Raw genomic sequence first — 18,366 nt, 5'->3', positions numbered from 1 at the left:
ACGAGCTCTAGATGCGTCCAGTTAATTGATATAGCTTCCATGCGTATACGGCAAGTATCGTTTTGGCATCGCTAATGCGTCCCTCGGCTATGTAGGCATCAGCTTGCTCCATCGTGATGGCCTCGACATTCAAATCCTCATCCTCATCCGGGCTTTGAACGCCTTCCTCCACCTGTTCAGCGAAGTATATATACAACTTCTCATCCGCAAAGCCTGGAGATGTATAGAAGGCACTCAGCAGCTTCAGCTCCTTCGCTCTATACCCTGTTTCCTCCTCCAGCTCTCTCGCTGCCGCCGTCAATGGATCTTCTCCCGGATCCAGCTTGCCTGCAGGAATTTCGATTTGAAATTTTTCAAGCGGTTTTCTGAACTGATCTACGACAAGCAGCTTACCGTCCAGCAACGCCATAACAGCGGCAGCACCTGGATGCTTCACAATTTCTCTTGTCGCTGTTCGTCCCTCAGGCAATGCTACCGTATCCACTTGCAGCGAAATCATTTTCCCTTGGAAAATGGATTCCGTACTAATTGTCTCCTCGCGCCAAAGCTCGCTTGATTGCTTCTTATCCATATGAACAGCAGCTCCTTCTAAGGTTTATTCACTAGATGGCATAGGTTGTCCATCTGTCGCATACCTATCATTATATCAAATTACGAGAGGTGCGATATCCATGAAACAATATGTCGCTTCGAATCAGCTTCGATTGGTCGGCAAGGCTTGGGAAATTCGTCACCAGCTGCGCAAGCTTAGTGCTGCTGCGGGATCGGGTGCCAATTACAAGCTGTTGTCCGACCTCACAGGAGGAACCGCCAAGCGTCGCCATCCTACCGATCTGCATGCAGTATCAGATCAATAGTTGCTTCTGCCAGTACATTTGCTAAATAAAACAATAAGCCCTCCTGCGGTAACAGCTGCTTAAGCTGACATCCTACAGGAGGGCTACTTTATCGTATGGATTATCTGCTAACGGCAGCTTGTTTCATTATTTCGACGACCAGCTTGGTAACTTTGACAAGATCATCCGCTTTAATTTGTTCCTTCGTCGTATGAATATGCTCGTAGCCCACAGCAAGGTTGACAGTCGGAACACCTAGTCCATTGAAAATGTTCGCGTCGCTGCCGCCGCCAGAGTGGAAAGTGCGAGGCGTGCCGCCGATTGCGACAATCGCTTGCTTTGCAAGCTGAACGACAGGATCCTCATCATCGTATTGATAAGCGGGGTAGATAATCTCACTTACAAGCTCGCCTCGTGCGCCGTACTCAGTTGCGGCGCTTTCCACTGCCTTGCGCATCGCTTCGATCTGCGCATCCAGCTTATGCTGTACGATGCTTCTCGCCTCGGCATCAATCTTCACATAGTCGCAGACAATATTCGTTGCGCCTCCGCCTTCGAACCTGCCGATATTCGCCGTCGTTTCGTTATCAATACGACCAAGCGGCATTCTAGCAATTGCTTTGGCTGCAACTTGAATCGCGCTAATGCCGTCTTCGGGATTAACGCCGGCATGGGCCGATTTACCGTACATCTTAATGCTTACCTTCGCTTGCGTAGGAGCAGCTACGGCAATATCGCCAACCTTTCCATTCGAATCAAGCGCGTAACCGTATTTCGCGATAAGCTTCGATGCATCAAGCGCGCGTGCGCCAAGAAGACCTGATTCTTCCCCGACCGTAATAACGAATTGGATCGGACCATGGGGAATCGACTGCTCCTGCAACACGCGTATGGCTTCGAATAACGCCGCAATTCCCGCTTTGTCATCGCTTCCGAGTATCGTAGTCCCGTCACTGCGGATATAGCCATCTTCGTCCAATTGAGGCTTAATGCCGTTGCCAGGCGTTACCGTATCCATATGACATGTGAAAAATATAGGCGCAATTTCCGTTAACCCATCCGTTGCGGCAAGCTTGGCAAACAGATTGTTAGCACCATGGCCAGTCTTCGCAGCAGCGTCGTCTTCATCAACGGACAAGCCAAGTGAGGTAAACTTATGCTTTAACACTTTGCTTATCTCCTGCTCGTGCTTCGTTTCGCTATCGATCTGCACCAGCTCCATAAATTCATTCACTAATCGATCTTTTGCAATCATTTACGTTTCCTCCATTCATCAAATTCGTATACAATAGAGATAGAGACAGGCAATACGCAATTTCAAACCTATTATTCTAGAAAGGGGCTGCATGCGCATGGGCAACCGTAAAGTCATTCGTATCGTCGCCATAATTCTTGTATCCGCCATGCTTTTATCGACGTTAGTCGCCGGACTCGGCTCTTTGCTTTACTAATTCCGGCACGTCGAACTTGAATTGCTTTGCGAAGAATGGCAGCAACTCTGCAGCTGCTCCCTCCACCGACAGGTCGCGTCCGGTCAGATCATTAAACGATGTGACGCCGTACTCACCAATGCCGCATGGGACGATGCCGTTGAAGCCTTCGAACGCAATGCCTTCCTTGATATTAAGCGCAAAGCCGTGACTCGTTACGAACCCGCGGCGATTGCGCGCTTTGTTGAACTTCACTCCGATGGCGGCGATCTTCTCGTCGCCAACCCATACTCCTGTATATTCCGGTTTTCTGCCCGCTTCTATACCGTACACGCAAAGCCAATCGATTATCGCCTGCTCCAAGCTACGCAAATACGCATGCAGATCCAGCCCTACCGCATCGAGATAAAGAAGTGGATAGCCAACGAGCTGTCCTGGACCATGGTAGGTAATATCTCCGCCGCGGTCGATCTCGTATAAGGAAATACCGCGTTCCTTAAGCTCTGATTCATTCAGAAGCAAGTGCTCAGGATTGCGGTCCGATCCGATCGTATAGGTCGGTGGATGCTGAAGAAGGAGCAGCGTCTCTGGACGCTCCTCCCGGTCGATTTGTTTGACGTATGCTTTCTGAAGCTCCCACGCTTCCGCGTAGTCCAGCATAGGTATATATTGGGCTTCCAACCTTTCTGAGCGTTCTTCATTGTCCGCAGCAGCCATGTTGGTATTCCCCTTTTCCTAATACAATTTGCTATCTAATGTGAAGCTTTCGAGATTGTCTTTTACCCGTTGCAGGAAACGTCCGCAAATAACGCCATCCAAGATCCGATGATCAAGCGACAAGCACAAGTTAGCCATGGAACGTACGGCAATCATGTCATTAATAACGACAGGGCGCTTCACGATCGATTCGAACGTTAGAATAGCAGCCTGCGGATAGTTAATAATCGGATATGACAATATGGATCCGAATGAACCTGTGTTGTTGACCGTGAACGTTCCAGCCTGCATATCAGAAAGCGTTAGCTTCCCTTCGCGTGTTTTGCGGGCGAGCTCTTCGATCTCCTTCGCAAGTCCTGCGACATTTTTGTGATCGGCATTCTTAATGACAGGCGTCATAACCGAATCTTCCGTGCCGACAGCAAGCGAGATGTTAATATCGCGCTTCACGATGATTTTGTCCACAGCCCAAACGGAGTTCATGATCGGGAAGTCCTTGATCGCATTCACGACCGCTTTAAGCAGGAAGGCAAGATAAGTCAGGTTCACGCCTTCGCGCTTCATGAACTCATCCTTCAGCTTGTTGCGGAGCAGCACGAGATTGGTAACATCTACCTCGATCATTGTCCATGCATGTGGAATTTCACTTACGCTTTGGCGCATATTACGTGCGATCGTACTGCGAATCGGCGTGACGTCTATGAAGGTTTCGCCGCGACTTGGCGAATTCGAGCCCTCAACCTCAATCTTCGGCAATCTTGGCGATTCGGACAAATGAATACCTGACGACCGAACCTGAGCTTTCGGATCCATGCTTGCGGAAGAGACCGGAGTCGCGTGCCCTCCCCCGCCTGCTTTGCCTGCAGCACCAGACGCGACGAAGGCAAGCACGTCCTTGCGTGTAATTCTTCCGCCTAGACCAGTGCCCGGCACATCAGACAATCGAATGTTGTGCTCGGCAGCCAACTGCTGCACAGCAGGAGAGAATCTGCCTCTCATCGGAGCGTCAGCATCAGCAATAGACGCTCCAGACGTCACTGACAACGCAGCGCTGCCATTAGCGGTTGCCGCAGCGTTCGACGATGCTCCGCTAGAAGCTGAAGCGTCCGCATCTCCAGCTTCGCCTTCAACCTCCATTAGCGCGATCGGCGTACCGACAGGAACGGTCTCTCCGTTCCCAACTAATATTTTCATAAGCGTGCCTGATACTGTGGAAGGCAGCTCGGCGTTCACTTTATCCGTCAAAATCTCGCAGATCGGCTCATAAACATCTACCCAATCACCAGGCTGCTTCAACCATTTGTCGATTGTGGCCGATACGAGTGATTCCGCAAGCTGCGGAACGACGACTTCGATCATCGTTTTCAATCTTCTCATCCCCTAACTGACAAGCACATGCGTGCCATGCAATTAATACAACGCCAAGTTACGCATAGCTTCTTTCACTTTATCTTTATTAAGCATGAAGAACTTCTCACCCGGCGGATTGATCGGCATAGCCGGCACATCCGGTCCGCATAGACGCATGATCGGCGCATCTAGCTCGAAGAGCAGCTCTTCCGCAATGATAGCCGACACTTCTGCGCCAACACCGCCTGTTTTGTTGTCCTCATGTACAATCAGCACCTTGCCGGTCTTGCGAACCGCCTCCAGCACCGCTTCCTTATCAAGCGGTTGGATCGTTCGCAGATCAAGTATATGAGTGCTAATGCCTTCGTCAGCAAGTTCGGCTGCTGCCTGCTCAATGAAGTGAAGCGGCATGCTGTAGGAAATAACCGTAATATCATCGCCCTCGCGTAATACGTTAGCTTTCCCGATTGGTACAATATAATCGGTGTCAGGCACTTCACCAGTGACAAGTTTATAGCACTTCTTATGCTCGAAGAACAGAACCGGATCCGGGTCGCGAACAGCAGCTTTCAGTAAGCCCTTCGCATCATAAGCTCGGTATGGCGCTACAATCTTAAGTCCCGGCGTTCCGAAAAATACCGATTCCGGACATTGTGAATGATATAATCCGCCGAAGATACCTCCGCCGATCGGAGCGCGTATCACGAGCGGACAGCTCCAGTCGTTATTAGAACGATAACGGATTTTGGCCGCTTCGCTTATGATTTGGTTGGTAGCAGGGAACATGAAGTCCGAGTATTGCATCTCGGCAATCGGCTTCATGCCATACATAGCAGCACCGATTGCAACTCCGGCAATGGCTGACTCGGCTAGCGGAGTATCGAGTGCTCGCAGCTCGCCGAACTGTTCCATAAGCCCTTTGGTTGTCGTGAAGACGCCGCCCTTAAGACCAACGTCTTCGCCTAATACGAAAACGTCATCGTCGCGCTCCATTTCTTCTTTCATGGCAAGCCGGATCGCATCGATATATTCAATTACAGCCATTATGGAGTCCCTCCTTGCTCTGCATCGCCAGCATAGACGTGAAGCAAGGTCGATTCAGGAGTTGGGAATGGCGCTTTGTCGCCGTAAGCCGTCGCTTCATCCAGCACTTTGCGAATGCGAAGCTGCAGCTCCTCGTCTTGCTCCTCCGACCAAATGCCGCTATCGATCAAATATTGCTTGTATTTCGGAATGCCGTCTTTCGCACGGTTCATGTCAACCTCTTCCTTCGTCCGATAGGCCAGATCGTTATCCGACGTCGAATGCGGGGAGAGACGATACATTAATGCTTCTATAAGAGTCGGCCCTTCACCTGTAACAGCGCGTTCACGCGCTTCCTTCACGACGCGGAACACCTCAAGCGCGTCATTGCCATCCACCTGCAAGCCTTTGAAGCCATAACCGATGGCACGATCCGCAACCTTGCCTGCAAGCTGCTTGTGAAGCGGTACGGAAATCGCATATTGGTTATTCTCGCACATGAGGATGACAGGCAGCTTATGTACACCTGCGAAGTTGCAGCCTTCATGGAAATCGCCTTGATTACTTGAACCCTCTCCGAAGGTCACGAAGCTGACAAACGGTTTCTTCTTCATCTTAGCCGCGAGCGCAATGCCTACTGCATGGGGAACCTGAGTCGTAACCGGACTGGAACCTGTCACAATACGCAGCTTCTTCGACCCGAAATGCCCCGGCATCTGCCGACCGCCGCTGTTCGGATCCTCGGCCTTTGCGAATACCGACAATAACAGCTCTCTCAGCGTCATGCCAACAGCTAGAACGAAGCCATAATCACGATAGTAAGGTAAGTAATAATCATTATCTCGGTCCAGCGCATAAGCCGCAGCTACTTGCGCAACCTCTTGGCCGATACCAGATACGTGAAAATTGATTTTTCCTGCTCGCTGAAGCAGCAGCATTCGTTCATCGAACTTGCGTGCTGTCAGCATTGTTGAATACATTTCAATTGCTTGCTCGTTGCTGAGCCCTAACTCCAAATGACGTGCATTTTGCCCTGTAGAAGCGAATTGGGTCATGAGGGTATTCCTCCCTTTACCAACTATTAAAACCTGGTCCTAAGACTTGATAATATTTATTATAACCGCATTTCCGTCAAAAAGAAAACCGTTATTGCATGAGCTTATCTGCCTTTAAGCTGGATTAATAAGCAATAGCCCGCCCATCAACGGCTAACATCGCTTCGCCAAGCGCTTCGGCTAATGTCGGATGCGGGTGGATCATCTGTCCTACTTCCCAAGGTGAGGCGTTCAGTAAGCCCGCTAACGTAGCCTCGGAGATCAGATCCGTCGCATGTGGACCAATCATGTGAACACCGAGAATATCATTTGTTTTATTATCGGCTATGACCTTGACGAAACCTTCTGCTTCTCCTAGAACCAGTGCTTTACCGATCGCCTGGAACGGAATTTTGCCCGTCTTGATCTCATGTCCCAGCGCCCGAGCCCGATCTTCCGTAAATCCGTACGAAGCGATCTCGGGACGCGAGTAGATGCATCTTGGAATGAGATGATGATCAAGCGCCTCGGGTTTGCCGCCATTAATATGTTCTGCCGCTATTAACCCCTCATGTGCTGCGGCATGCGCTAACTGCACGCCGCCGATTACGTCGCCGATTGCATAAATATGCGGCTCGCTTGTTTGTCCGAATGCATTCACGGCAATTGCACCGTTTTTGGTTTGAATATCCGTATTCTCAAGGCCGATGCCTTCGATATTCGACTGCCTGCCAACCGATAAGAGCAGCTTCTCAGCTGTTAACAATACGTTGCCATCCTCAGTAGCGGCTGAAATCGAAACCTCGCCGTCCTTCTGTTCATACGTATCGGTATTTAATTGAATGCCTGTAAGCACTCGCACACCGCGACGACGCAATATCTTTGTCAACTCTGCGGATACATCAACATCTTCGCCTGGTACTAGACGCGCACCTGCTTCCGCGAGCGTTACTTGCACACCGAAGTCTTGCAGCATGGATGCCCATTCGACGCCGATAACGCCTCCGCCGACAATAATAATCGACTTAGGCAGCTTGTCCATAACGAGTGCTTCGTCGCTTGTTAGTATGTATTCCCCGTCTGGCTCTAATCCCGGCAAAGTGCGCGGCCTTGAGCCAGTTGCAATAATCAAATTTGTAGAGACGACCGATTCCATCTCTCCGTCAGGAAGCTCTACAGCGAGCGATCCGCTTCTTGGCGAGAATATCGAAGGGCCGATAACGCGGCCTTTTCCCTCAATAATCTGAATGCCATTTTTTTTCATTAGGCTTCGAAGACCTTTGTGGAGCTGTTCAACCGTCTGCTCTTTGCGGAGCTGAACGTTGCTGAAGTTAAGACCTATTGCTCCTTCGGTTACGTCTACACCGTATTTCCCCGCCTCTAGAAGTGTCGCATATACCTCCGCGCTGCGCAGCAGCGACTTGCTTGGGATACATCCTTTATGAAGACAAGTACCTCCAAGCTTATCCATCTCAACGATTGCCACGGACTTGCCTAATTGCGCGGCACGAATCGCAGCAGTATATCCTCCGGGTCCACCGCCTAAAACCGCTACATCCACTTGTATTGCCATTTCGTTCCCTCCATTACTCCTATAAATAATATATGCATGTCCTAACCTGAAATTCGTTGTCGGCCTATCTCACGTGAAATCTAACGCAAACCATTCACTTCTATTGTACCTGTTTTCAAAATCTTTTACATCGTCCAATTATGAATTAGACAGCAACTTGCGAAAAAGGTATGATAGTAACAACTGTCTATTATGATCTTCAAGGAGATTCTACGCAATGAAATTATTAATTTCCCGCATTATTGCCATTGTCTTACTCGTTATACCAGGCTTGCTGGCCTGCTTCGGATTTCTTCGTATGAAAAACGAATTATTCGATTATTTCTCCCAATTCGGCAACGATGCCATTACGCCTGACTTCCACTGGCTTTCATTCCTGCTTGGATTCGTCATGTTCGGTATCGGTGTCGGCTTCATCGGCGGGTGGACCTTTTTCCGCGATCGAAAGCGGAATTATGTCGCAACAAGGTTCAAACCGAAGCGACCACGCCCGCCTAAGCCGTCTGCTAACAAATAAAGATGTTTTCTTTGAACGATGCAGCGGGCTGCAGGAAAAGTAATCTTTCCTGCAGCCTGCTGCTTTTTTTGTAGACAATTTATGAATGATTAACAGCAAAAGTTTACACCCTTCTAACGAATTGGCGCAAATCTTACAATTTCGATCATCTTTTTTTATCTTTATATAATAGTCGAGTTCTATACTGGTCACATAACTTACGAATGAGGTGATCCTTATGATGAAAATTGTATTCGATGTAGCGGTAGACGGCAAAGTAAAAGAAACGATTCAGCCCCACGACCTGCGACTCAAAGACATTCATAATTTTGTTCAAGCGCAGTCAACATCGCTTATTGAGAAATACGGCAGCAATGTGTATTTGAACCGCAGAGTCATCTATTAATTTGAACATGTCAAATGATGAATTCGCATATTCACTCCTACTTCAAACGCTGCTCCATCCAAAATCCTCAGTCACAATTTCAATTCGTCCTCATTTCCAACTACTCAAACCATCATTCATCGAAGCGAATAAGAAGACCTAGACGAAAGTATTGACGAGTGCTGCTCCGCAAGGAAAGCACAAGTCAATTCTAACTCGAATAGGTCTTCTTTTTTTGCGGCAAATAAAAAACACTGCTTCTCTACTGGCTGCGAAGAACCAATAGAGAAACTGTGCTTGATTAGAAATGACTATTCTACTGCTTGTAATTAAGATACTTTGTGCTCAATCCGCAGCTTGTCCGCAACCATCGCGATGAACTCCGATTTCGTCGGCTTCGACTTGCTGATATTAATGGTGTATCCAAACAGATGGCTGATGCTGTCAATGTTGCCGCGTGTCCATGCAACCTCGATCGCATGTCGGATTGCCCTTTCGACGCGGGATGGCGTCGTCTTAAATTTCTCAGCGATTGCCGGATACAGCGTTTTCGTAATTGCGCCAAGAATTTCGATGTTGTTATACACCATCGTAATCGCTTCACGCAAGTATTGATATCCTTTGATGTGCGCAGGAACGCCAATCTCGTGAATGATGCTCGTAATATTAGCATCGAGATTTTTGCCTTTGGCAATGGGAACTACATTCGATTTGATCGATGATGAGCTTGTTGCATAGCTGCCGTTCGTTGTGAACGTCGGATTCCCGACAAGCTGACGAATACGGTTAGCAAGCACATCCATATCGAATGGCTTCAAAATATAATACGAAGCACCAAGCTGAACCGCTTTTTGAGTAATGTTTTCTTGTCCAAAAGCCGTCAGCATAATTATTTTTGGCATTGGGGACAGGTTCATTTCTTTCAAACGCTCTAGTACGCCAAGACCGTCCAAATGCGGCATAATAATATCCAGTATGAGCACATCGGGAATCTTTCTCGTTTCTTCGAGATGTCTCAACACTTCTTCTCCGTTATAAGCAACTCCGCTCACACTCATATCACTTTGTTCGGATATGTATTCCGATAACAAGTTAGTAAATTCTCGGTTGTCATCTGCCAACAATATTTCGATCTTATGCAAGGTCTGGTCCTCCCTTAAATGATATTCATGATTACCTTCCCAAGTTGTCTGCTTTAAAGTTTTCGACATATGGAGGTGAATTCCTTCTGTCGAAAATTATTTTTCTTTATTTTTTATCCTTATTTCGTTATAATAAATAATTTATTACATTCGTCGAGCATTTTCGTATTCGTTCGACAAATATCGGTATTTTTTGAAATGAAGAAGGTCTGCTGTCATCATTGATCACAGCAGACCTTTGATTTGCTATTAGGCGGCTTCTCCAAGCCAGCTAGTATCCTTAGAACGCAATAACACTCCCGCATCCTGCAGCATCCATTCAATAAAGCAGCCGTAACCCGAAGAAGGATCATTCACGAATACATGTGTAACTGCTCCAACAAGCTTACCATTCTGAATAATCGGACTGCCTGACATGCCCTGCACAATGCCGCCTGTCTTATTGAGCAGCCGCTTATCCGTAATCTTAATGACCATGCCTTTGGTTGCCGGGCCAGATTGCTTGGATACGTGCGTAATTTCGATATTGAAGCGTTCTACCTTCTGACCATTCAGGACCGTCAATATTTGGGCTGGGCCTTCGTTGACATCTTCGGCAAACGCTACAGGCACCGATCTTTCGCTGTAGCTATGGGTAGGCGTTTCATTCATTTTGCCGAAAATGCCAAATGGCGTATTTCGCTCAATGCTGCCTAATATTTTGCCTTCCTTCACGAAATGAGCAAGCTTCGAACCAGGCTCGCCATTTTGACTCTTATTAATGGATGTTACGCTCGACTGAAGGATTTGACCTTCGCCAACTTCAATCGGAGTTTGGGTATCCATATCGGTAATAACATGCCCGAGCGCTCCATATACCCCCTGATCAGGGGCATAGAACGTCAACGTCCCCACACCTGCTGCTGAGTCGCGAATGTACAGGCCAAGACGCCACACCTTATCCTCGGCATCATAAGCCGGATTTAAAGATGTTTGGCTTAACTGTCCACCGCGCTTATAGACGACGTTAAGCGGCTTGTTATCCGTCCCTGCACGATCTGTCAGCTCGGCAACCTTGTGTACTTCATTGATCGGTACGCCATTGATCTTAACGATCAAGTCACCTAACCTTAGTCCCGCGGCTTCGCCAGGAGATTGCTTCATTCCATCCTTGCCTTCAACCTGATGATGTCCAACAACAAGTATTCCAGCTGATTTCACCTTAACGCCAATCGTTTGGCCTCCAGGTATGACACGCAAATCCGGCACTACATTAACCTTTACGGTTTTGAACGGGATTTTACCAAATAATTTCATCTTCACTTGCGTTTGACCGCTTTGATGCGGTTGAAGCGACATTGGTTCATTAAGATTGACTGACAAGGACTTGCTTGTTGATCCGTTAATCTGGAGCATCTGAGGGTCGACGGTTACTTCTGCATGTACCGGAACTCCATATTGCAATCGTTTCATCTGGCCTGCGAACATCCGAAGCTCATTCGGAACGGCGGCATAACGCTGAAACGGGGCAGAGAGCCCAAGCATGCAAACGAAGAAAACGAGAAGTAGGCCAAACCATCGCTTCCGTTGATTGGAGTTCAATGATTTCACGCTCCCTGTGATTCCATCGCATGACGAAAAGGTAAGTCGCCAATGGCGTACCTTTAAGTTACCCTGCCCCGATTGTTTTATGTCCGCAAAAACATTCCCTTATTGGCTTCCATTACGCCCCTTTCTGACGATGCGCCAAATCAAGCATTTCTTGTGCATGATGCCTGGTTTTTTCCGTTACTTCCACTCCGCCCAGCATTCGTGCAAGCTCATCTATGCGCTCTCTCTCCAGCAACGCAGATACTGAAGTAGACGTACGTTCGCCAATCACTTGCTTCCGGATCTCATAATGATGATCTGCCATACATGCTACTTGGGGCAAATGAGTAATCGAGAATACTTGGCATTTCCCCGATAGCTGAGACAGCTTCTCGGCAATTGCTTGCGCTGCGCGGCCGCTAACCCCTGTATCCACCTCGTCAAAGATGAGCACGGGCACTTGATCGATCTCCGCGAAAATAGTTTTTAAGGCAAGCATAATTCTAGACATCTCTCCGCCTGAAGCGATCTTGCTAAGCGGCTTAAGCGGTTCACCCGGATTCGTGGAGAGCATGAACATGGCTTCATCCATGCCGTTCGCATGTAGTCGAATGATGCCTTCTCCCTTCGACTCGTCCTTACATGGCTCGATCTTCACGCGGAATAAGGCATTCGGCATCTGCAACTGCTTAAGCTCAGTCTCGATTGCTTCTGCAAGTTTCATCGAGGCATGCTCACGCAGCTTCGAAAGCTCCTTGGCATTGTCCAATGCTTGCGCATACAGCTTCGCTTCTTGAACGCGCAAATTCTCCATTAGTTCATCTCTATTCTCGATCTTATCGCGTTCGGCAGTCGTCTTCTCGAGATACAACAATATTTCAGGGATGCTCTCCCCGTATTTCCGCTTCAATCCGTTAATTAAATCCAAACGGTCCTCGATATGTGATAGCTGATCCGGATCGGATTCAATGCCGTCTCGATAATCCCTCAGTTGGAATGCCGCATCCTCCGCTTGATAAAAGGCCGATTGCAATTGCTCAAGCAACGGACTAAGCTTGGCTGCATCATACGTTTGAATATCGATTAACTTCGCAACTGCCTTACTTACCGCATCAAGCCCCTTGCCGCCATACAGAAGCGTATAGGCTTCTGATACCGCATCCATGCGTTTGCCAGCATACATCAGCTTACGTCGCTGCTCCGACAACAGCTCATCCTCGCCAATCTTCAACTGTGCGTTAGTGATCTCCTCGATCTGGAATCGATAAAGATCAAGCATCTGCACATTATGCCGAGCTGAGCTCTCGATATCCTTTAATGCATGTCTTGCCTGTTGAAGCTGAGTGTAGACCTCGCGGTATTGCAGCTTACGTTCAATTAGCAGATCGCCGGCGAACATATCAAGCCACTCCAAATGCTGTTCGGTTCTTAAGAGTGATTGATGTTCATGCTGTCCATGAATGTTGACAAGACACTCGCCGATCTCACGCAGCATCGTCATCGTCACTAACTGGCCATTCACTCTGCTGCTGCTCTTACCTTGCGATGTGAGTTCGCGCCTGATGACAAGCATCTCCTCCGAAGAAGCATTCACACCTTGCTTCTCTAACACGCGCCATACCGGATGACTGGAAGACAAGTCGAACATCGCCTCCATCTCGGCCTTGTCACAGCCGTATCGAACCATGTCTGCGGAGCCCCGTCCGCCGACGACCAGACTGAGCGCATCAATTAGAATCGATTTCCCTGCTCCAGTCTCGCCCGTCAACACATGAAATCCATGATGAAACGTAACGTGTACCTCTTCAATAACCGCTAAATTCCGAATAGACAACTCGCGCAGCATGGCTGATTCCTCCTTAGTTCAATAAGGCGAGAAGCTGTTCAACAAGCTCCCCGCTTTGCGTCTTCGTCCGACATATAATTAAGATTGTATCGTCTCCGCATATTGTACCCATTACCTCCGGCCACTCCATGTTGTCGAGAAGCGCGCCGATTGCATTCGCAGTACCCGGCAGACATTTCATAACAACTAGATTGTCCGTAAAATCAATATGTACGAAATGATCAAGCAGAGCCCGCTTAAGCTTATGAACCGGATTCTGACGCTGCAGCTCTTGAGGCAGCGAATACTTATACTTCCCTTCGCCGGCCGGCACCTTAATAAGCATAAGCTCCTTCATATCGCGAGAAACCGTAGCTTGTGTAACATGCAGCCCCGATAAGCGCAGCGCTTCAACTAACTCATCCTGCGTCTCAATAACTTGGTTCGTAACTAGATCCTTAATCTTGAACTGGCGAATACCTTTCATAAAAACCTCCGAAGCCCACTGGGCTAAATATGAAAATGAATCTTGCGTATTATTCTTTCCTTCGCGTCCACAAACAACACGCCTGAGCATTGAGGCAGCAAGAGCGCATAGACGAGCAGCCGATCACGAACACCGCTGCCTGTCCAATCCATCGGCATCCGTTCACGAGCCGACTTCACAATATAGGTCTTGTTGTCCATTTCCGCAACATAATCAATATATAACCGGCTTCCGAGCTCTTGACCGTCCAATTCAACGGCAATAGGAATCAAATGCTTGCCTGACACAACCTCATACCCGAACCGCTCCAGCAACAAAATATTCTCATCATTGGGAGACAGCGTCCCGCCCTTGCCGAGCTTGAGTCTGCTTACACTTGACGGGGCATGAAGCCACCTATAGAAAGCTCGGAACAACCAGATAAGCAGCAAGCTGCCTGCTAAGAGCATGATGAACCAATCACCGTATTGCGACATTAGCAGCCCTCCATTGCTATAAATACCGACCATAACATAATGGTTCGTTATAAGAGGGCCATATTCCTGTCTTAGCCTTAAATACGTTTCAAACAAAAGCGAACGCTTGTTTGGTGTCTTTAGTTTATCAAACCATACATCGGATTGTAAAGAAAAAAAGATGCCCCAGCAGAACTGATCTGCTTGGCATCCTTCCTGAATGCTTTTATTTTTTGCCGCTGGAGAATGTTGAATTCGCTTGTGCAACAAGACCCTCCACGTCAAGCGACGCCGGCACAACAGCCCCAGACTCGCCGCTCCAGAGCCAATAAGCAAGAAATTCGATATTTCCTTCGCCGCCCGTAATCGGTGAGAAAGTAATGTTCTGCAGTGTATATCCGAGTTCTGCCGCCATGTTTAATACGTTATGAATGACTTCCTTATGAACGCCGGGCTCGCGAACAACACCGGACTTGCCGACTTTCTCCCTGCCTGCTTCGAACTGCGGCTTAATTAAGGCGACAATTCCAGCACCAGGGGACAGAAGCGTCGCTAGCGTTGGCAATATAAGCTTAAGCGATATAAAGGAAACATCTATGGTTGCGAAGGATGGCTGCGGTCCAACCAAGTCTGCCGGTTGCATATACCGGAAGTTTGTTCTTTCCATGACCCCTACTCGCTCATCTTGCCGCAGCGACCAATCTAACTGATTGTAACCTACATCAATCGCGTACACGTAAGATACTCCATTCTGGAGTGCGCAATCCGTGAACCCTCCGGTAGAAGCACCTATATCGAGCATAACCCGGCCGTTCAACTCAATTTCGAACGCTTTGATCGCTTTCTCGAGCTTCAAGCCCCCGCGACTTACATAAGGATGAATAGCGCCTTTCACCTTAATGTCTGCATCGCGGGCCACTTTCATGCCGCTCTTATCAATTGGCTCGTCGTTAACGAGTACGAGCCCGGCCATCAACGCTGCTTTGGCCTTCTCCCTGCTTTCAAAAAAACCGCGCTCCACGAGCAGGACATCTATACGTTCTTTCGCTATCGTTGTCATCGTTCTCCTTAATGCTTTCCTGTTACACGCTTGATGCGACGCGGCATCATTTCTTTGAACTCCGTAGCAACGCGCTCAGCCGTAAGTCCAACTTCCTCACGCTGCTCCTTAATGGAACCATGCTCAATAAAACGGTCAGGCACACCGATAATTCGGATTGGCAAGCCATACTTGCTATTCAGTGAATAGAATTCAAGCACAGCGCTGCCTAGTCCGCCCATCTCTGAGCCTTCCTCCAGCACGATCATTTGCTTGCCTTCGGCAGCAAGATTCAATAACATCTGCTCGTCGAGAGGCTTAATGAAGCGAGCATTCACAATCTGTATGTTATGGCCTTCGCGCTTCAACAATTCAGCAGCTTCTTCAGCTACTTGAATCATCGGTCCAAGCGCTATAATGACACCTGAATCGCCTTCTCTAACCGTCTCCCACTTGCCGATCTCAAGCGGCTGCGGATTAGGATCAAGAGTTACGCCTACGCCATTAATGCGAGGATAGCGCACAGCTATCGGCCCATCATTATACTCAACTGCAGTGACAAGCATACGTCTGAGCTCATTCTCATCCTTAGGCATCATAAGCACCAAATTCGGCACATGCCTCAAGAACGCAATGTCGTATACGCCATGATGCGTTTCGCCATCCGGGCCTACGAAGCCGGCACGGTCAATCGCAAAGATAACGTTAAGGTTTTGGCGGCAAATATCATGAACAACCTGATCGTATGCCCGCTGTAAAAACGTCGAATAGACAGCATATACCGGCTTAAGACCTTCCATAGCTATTGCTGCGCACATCGTAGCGGCATGCTGCTCGGCAATACCGACGTCGATCATGCGTGTCGGGAATTGACTCGCAAAGCGCAACAGCCCCGAACCGCCTGGCATAGCCGGTGTAACGGCAACAATTCGCTCATCCTTCTCGGCAAGCTCAATAATCATATCGCTGAACACATCCGTATAGACCGGAGGTCCAACTGCCTTCATGACTTGACCCGATTCAATCTTATAAGGCGTAATGCCATGCCACTTGAACGAATCGGCTTCCGCAGGGGAGTAACCTTTGCCTTTCACAGTAAGAACATGAACAAGCACAGGGCCTTGGATATTATCTGCTTGACGCAGTATATCGAGCATCTGTTCCATGTCATGACCGTCGACAGGACCCAAATAGGTTAATCCGAATTGCTCGAACAAAATACCGCTAACGAGCAAATATTTCAAGCTGTCCTTGAATCGCTCCGCTGTCTTAGCCAGTTTTCCGCCGATTGCAGGAATTTTGTTAAGCAGTTGTTGAAGCTCATCCTTAGCTTTCTGGTAATGCCGATCCGTCCGGATTTTGCCCAAGTAGTGATGAAGCGCTCCGACATTCGGCGCAATAGACATCTCGTTATCATTCAAAATAACGATCATTTTTTTCTTCTCATGTCCGATATGGTTGATCGCCTCTAGCGCCATGCCGCCTGTTAACGCACCATCGCCGATAACAGCAACGACGCGGTTGTCCTCGCCCTTCAGATCGCGGGCAAGCGCCATACCCATTGCAGCTGACAATGACGTGCTGCTATGCCCGGCTTCCCATACGTCATGCTCGCTCTCCGCGCGCTTTACGAAGCCGCACAAGCCCTTGTACTTCCGCAACGTATCGAATTGATCTTTGCGTCCGGTCAATATTTTGTGGACATAGGATTGATGTCCGACATCATAAATAAACTTATCTTCTGGACTATTAAATAAATAATGCATGGCAAGGGTCAGTTCAACGACTCCCAAATTGGGAGCGAGATGACCACCCGTAACGGATAGCTTCTCAATTAGAAATTGCCGTATATCGCTCGCCAGCTCATTAAGCTGCGACACTGACAAAGCTTTCAAATCTTGAGGCCCGTTAATATGGTCAAGCAGCAATTTACTTTCCTCGCTTTCGCGGACAGCAGAGTTACTGTCCCATGAACGTCTACATCTGAATACTAGCAAGCTCGAATGGGAGCCCCGTTCGATGCGTATACTGTACAGTTTAACATACAGTAAAAGTATTTCCCAATACTAACAATACTTGAACCCGCGATTAGTGGTCGCGCTGCACAAGATAATCGGCTATTTCGAGCAATCGGTCTGGTGAAGCAAACTCCGCTTCAAGTATGGCTGACTTCGCTGCTTGCGTGAGTCGCTCGACTTGCGCCTTGCTCTCTTCCATTCCGATTAGAAACGGATAGGTTACCTTGTTCTGCGCAACATCGCTGTTCGTTTTCTTGCCAAGCTTCTTTTCGTCGCCAATCAAATCAAGAATATCATCTTGAATTTGGAAGGCCAATCCGATGTTCCGGCCATAAACCGATAGAAGCTCAAGCTGCTTCGGCGTTGCACCGCCGATACGCCCGCCTGCCGTGACACAGAATACGATCAAATCGCTCGTCTTATGAAGGTGGATATACTCAAGCTCACTAATTGACGTAATCCCTTGCTCACCGAGCATATCGGCTACTTGACCGCCGACCATGCCTGGCGCTCCGGCAAGTCTCGCCAAATCTCCAACGATGGCAAGCGCAATATCGGCAGATACTCCGCCTTCATTAGCCGCTTGCGTAACCAAATAGAAAGCATGGGTCAGAAGTGCATCGCCGGCAAGAATCGCCATCGCTTCTCCGAACACTTTGTGGTTCGTCGGCTTGCCGCGGCGGAAATCATCATTATCCATCGCTGGCAGATCATCATGAATGAGCGAATACGTATGAATAAATTCAATCGCGCTTGCAACAGGCATCGTCTGTTCACGCTTCGCGCCATCGCCGCCAGCGGCTTCCGCCGCAGCGAGTACGAGTGCCGGACGAAGACGTTTGCCGCCCGCTTCCAGCGAATATTGCATCGCATCGCGAAGCTTTTGCGGCACATCCCACTGAGCGGGAAGCGAATGCGTCAGCGCAGCTTCTGTCTCTGAAGCGCATTGTGCCAAATAGGCTTTAATTCCGTCTCTCTGACTCAAGC

General features: G+C 48.6%; 18 protein-coding genes and 1 pseudogene. 4 read left to right on the top strand and 15 right to left on the bottom strand.

The features are described from left to right. Positions 1-7: 7 nt before the first annotated feature. Positions 8-571 (bottom strand): NUDIX hydrolase, encoded by a 564-nt coding sequence (locus V8F51_RS17975; RefSeq protein ID WP_337101709.1) that lies wholly within the window; start codon positions 569-571, stop codon positions 8-10. Positions 572-671: 100 nt separating this feature from the next. Between V8F51_RS17975 and mciZ the strand changes: the two are divergent. Beyond that, positions 672-752 (top strand): annotated as a pseudogene (gene mciZ / locus V8F51_RS17970) (Z-ring formation inhibitor MciZ); the annotation flags it as partial. Positions 753-957: 205 nt separating this feature from the next. On the opposite strand, the gene V8F51_RS17965 reads toward mciZ, so the two are convergent. Then, complete coding sequence (locus V8F51_RS17965) at positions 958-2,091, bottom strand: M20/M25/M40 family metallo-hydrolase (RefSeq protein WP_337101707.1); 1,134 nt, start codon at positions 2,089-2,091, stop codon at positions 958-960. Positions 2,092-2,182: 91 nt separating this feature from the next. Between V8F51_RS17965 and prli42 the strand changes: the two genes are divergently transcribed. Next, entirely contained in the window at positions 2,183-2,287 is a 105-nt protein-coding gene (gene prli42, locus V8F51_RS17960) for a stressosome-associated protein Prli42 (protein WP_337101706.1), read from the top strand. Here prli42 and lipB read toward each other — a convergent pair. The 5 genes from lipB to lpdA all read right to left on the bottom strand — a co-directional run bounded on the left by lipB (position 2,255) and on the right by lpdA (position 7,963). Continuing rightward, positions 2,255-2,983 (bottom strand): lipoyl(octanoyl) transferase LipB, encoded by a 729-nt coding sequence (gene lipB, locus V8F51_RS17955; RefSeq protein WP_337101705.1) that lies wholly within the window; start codon positions 2,981-2,983, stop codon positions 2,255-2,257. The two genes, prli42 and lipB, sit on opposite strands and share 33 nt — an antisense overlap. Before the next feature lie 18 nt (positions 2,984-3,001). Continuing rightward, on the bottom strand, positions 3,002-4,360 hold the full coding sequence (locus V8F51_RS17950) for a dihydrolipoamide acetyltransferase family protein (protein ID WP_337101704.1): 1,359 nt from the start codon (positions 4,358-4,360) through the stop codon (positions 3,002-3,004). Positions 4,361-4,393: 33 nt separating this feature from the next. Then, a complete protein-coding gene (locus V8F51_RS17945) occupies positions 4,394-5,377 on the bottom strand; it encodes an alpha-ketoacid dehydrogenase subunit beta (protein WP_337101703.1) in 984 nt (327 codons plus the stop codon). Then, positions 5,377-6,411, bottom strand: coding sequence for a thiamine pyrophosphate-dependent dehydrogenase E1 component subunit alpha (locus V8F51_RS17940; RefSeq protein WP_337101702.1), 1,035 nt, complete (start codon positions 6,409-6,411; stop codon positions 5,377-5,379). Before V8F51_RS17940 ends, V8F51_RS17945 begins: the two co-directional genes overlap by 1 nt. Before the next feature lie 124 nt (positions 6,412-6,535). Next, on the bottom strand, positions 6,536-7,963 hold the full coding sequence (gene lpdA, locus V8F51_RS17935) for a dihydrolipoyl dehydrogenase (protein ID WP_337101701.1): 1,428 nt from the start codon (positions 7,961-7,963) through the stop codon (positions 6,536-6,538). A gap of 217 nt (positions 7,964-8,180) precedes the next feature. On the opposite strand from lpdA, the gene V8F51_RS17930 reads away from it, so the two are divergent. Both V8F51_RS17930 and V8F51_RS17925 read left to right on the top strand, forming a co-directional pair. Continuing rightward, complete coding sequence (locus V8F51_RS17930) at positions 8,181-8,480, top strand: DUF2627 family protein (RefSeq protein WP_337101700.1); 300 nt, start codon at positions 8,181-8,183, stop codon at positions 8,478-8,480. 217 nt (positions 8,481-8,697) lie between these two features. Beyond that, positions 8,698-8,865 carry a mechanosensitive ion channel protein MscL gene (locus tag V8F51_RS17925; RefSeq protein ID WP_337101699.1) on the top strand — a complete coding sequence of 56 codons (168 nt, stop codon included), beginning with the start codon at positions 8,698-8,700 and terminating at the stop codon, positions 8,863-8,865. A gap of 308 nt (positions 8,866-9,173) precedes the next feature. Here the strand turns inward: V8F51_RS17925 and spo0A are convergent, their stop codons facing one another. The 8 genes from spo0A to V8F51_RS17885 all read right to left on the bottom strand — a co-directional run bounded on the left by spo0A (position 9,174) and on the right by V8F51_RS17885 (position 18,364). Further along, positions 9,174-9,986, bottom strand: a complete 813-nt coding sequence (spo0A, locus tag V8F51_RS17920) for a sporulation transcription factor Spo0A (protein WP_337101698.1) — start codon at positions 9,984-9,986, stop codon at positions 9,174-9,176. Between the two features lie 249 nt (positions 9,987-10,235). After that, positions 10,236-11,567 (bottom strand): SpoIVB peptidase, encoded by a 1,332-nt coding sequence (gene spoIVB, locus V8F51_RS17915; protein WP_337101776.1) that lies wholly within the window; start codon positions 11,565-11,567, stop codon positions 10,236-10,238. A 121-nt stretch (positions 11,568-11,688) separates the two neighbouring features. Next, positions 11,689-13,401, bottom strand: a complete 1,713-nt coding sequence (recN, locus tag V8F51_RS17910; protein ID WP_337101696.1) for a DNA repair protein RecN — start codon at positions 13,399-13,401, stop codon at positions 11,689-11,691. Positions 13,402-13,414: 13 nt separating this feature from the next. Beyond that, on the bottom strand, positions 13,415-13,867 hold the full coding sequence (gene ahrC, locus V8F51_RS17905; protein ID WP_337101695.1) for a transcriptional regulator AhrC/ArgR: 453 nt from the start codon (positions 13,865-13,867) through the stop codon (positions 13,415-13,417). Positions 13,868-13,890: 23 nt separating this feature from the next. Then, a complete protein-coding gene (locus V8F51_RS17900; protein WP_337101694.1) occupies positions 13,891-14,343 on the bottom strand; it encodes a hypothetical protein in 453 nt (150 codons plus the stop codon). A 205-nt stretch (positions 14,344-14,548) separates the two neighbouring features. Further along, positions 14,549-15,382: a TlyA family RNA methyltransferase gene (locus tag V8F51_RS17895; RefSeq protein WP_337101693.1), complete on the bottom strand. Its 834-nt coding sequence runs from the start codon at positions 15,380-15,382 to the stop codon at positions 14,549-14,551. A gap of 8 nt (positions 15,383-15,390) precedes the next feature. Continuing rightward, complete coding sequence (gene dxs / locus V8F51_RS17890; protein ID WP_337101692.1) at positions 15,391-17,289, bottom strand: 1-deoxy-D-xylulose-5-phosphate synthase; 1,899 nt, start codon at positions 17,287-17,289, stop codon at positions 15,391-15,393. 160 nt (positions 17,290-17,449) lie between these two features. After that, positions 17,450-18,364, bottom strand: a complete 915-nt coding sequence (locus V8F51_RS17885) for a polyprenyl synthetase family protein (protein WP_337101691.1) — start codon at positions 18,362-18,364, stop codon at positions 17,450-17,452. Between the last annotated feature and the right edge of the window lie 2 nt (positions 18,365-18,366).

The organism is Paenibacillus sp. YIM B09110, from assembly GCF_037167145.1.
Lineage (GTDB): Bacteria > Bacillota > Bacilli > Paenibacillales > Paenibacillaceae > Pristimantibacillus.
The sequence above is the reverse complement of the archived record's forward strand: the minus strand, read 5'-3'. Positions and strand labels throughout refer to the sequence as shown.

Bases quoted from the DNA above. Each gene is read 5' to 3' on its own strand.
- lipB (WP_337101705.1), bottom strand. From the start codon at position 2,983: ATGGCTGCTGCGGACAATGAAGAACGCTCAGAAAGGTTGGAAGCCCAA.
- recN (WP_337101696.1), bottom strand. From the start codon at position 13,401: ATGCTGCGCGAGTTGTCTATTCGGAATTTAGCGGTTATTGAAGAGGTA.
- V8F51_RS17975 (WP_337101709.1), bottom strand. From the start codon at position 571: ATGGATAAGAAGCAATCAAGCGAGCTTTGGCGCGAGGAGACAATTAGT.
- V8F51_RS17930 (WP_337101700.1), top strand. From the start codon at position 8,181: ATGAAATTATTAATTTCCCGCATTATTGCCATTGTCTTACTCGTTATA.
- V8F51_RS17965 (WP_337101707.1), bottom strand. From the start codon at position 2,091: ATGATTGCAAAAGATCGATTAGTGAATGAATTTATGGAGCTGGTGCAG.
- ahrC (WP_337101695.1), bottom strand. From the start codon at position 13,867: ATGAAAGGTATTCGCCAGTTCAAGATTAAGGATCTAGTTACGAACCAA.
- V8F51_RS17895 (WP_337101693.1), bottom strand. From the start codon at position 15,382: ATGACAACGATAGCGAAAGAACGTATAGATGTCCTGCTCGTGGAGCGC.
- V8F51_RS17925 (WP_337101699.1), top strand. From the start codon at position 8,698: ATGATGAAAATTGTATTCGATGTAGCGGTAGACGGCAAAGTAAAAGAA.
- V8F51_RS17950 (WP_337101704.1), bottom strand. From the start codon at position 4,360: ATGAGAAGATTGAAAACGATGATCGAAGTCGTCGTTCCGCAGCTTGCG.
- V8F51_RS17940 (WP_337101702.1), bottom strand. From the start codon at position 6,411: ATGACCCAATTCGCTTCTACAGGGCAAAATGCACGTCATTTGGAGTTA.
- V8F51_RS17900 (WP_337101694.1), bottom strand. From the start codon at position 14,343: ATGTCGCAATACGGTGATTGGTTCATCATGCTCTTAGCAGGCAGCTTG.
- lpdA (WP_337101701.1), bottom strand. From the start codon at position 7,963: ATGGCAATACAAGTGGATGTAGCGGTTTTAGGCGGTGGACCCGGAGGA.
- V8F51_RS17945 (WP_337101703.1), bottom strand. From the start codon at position 5,377: ATGGCTGTAATTGAATATATCGATGCGATCCGGCTTGCCATGAAAGAA.
- prli42 (WP_337101706.1), top strand. From the start codon at position 2,183: ATGCGCATGGGCAACCGTAAAGTCATTCGTATCGTCGCCATAATTCTT.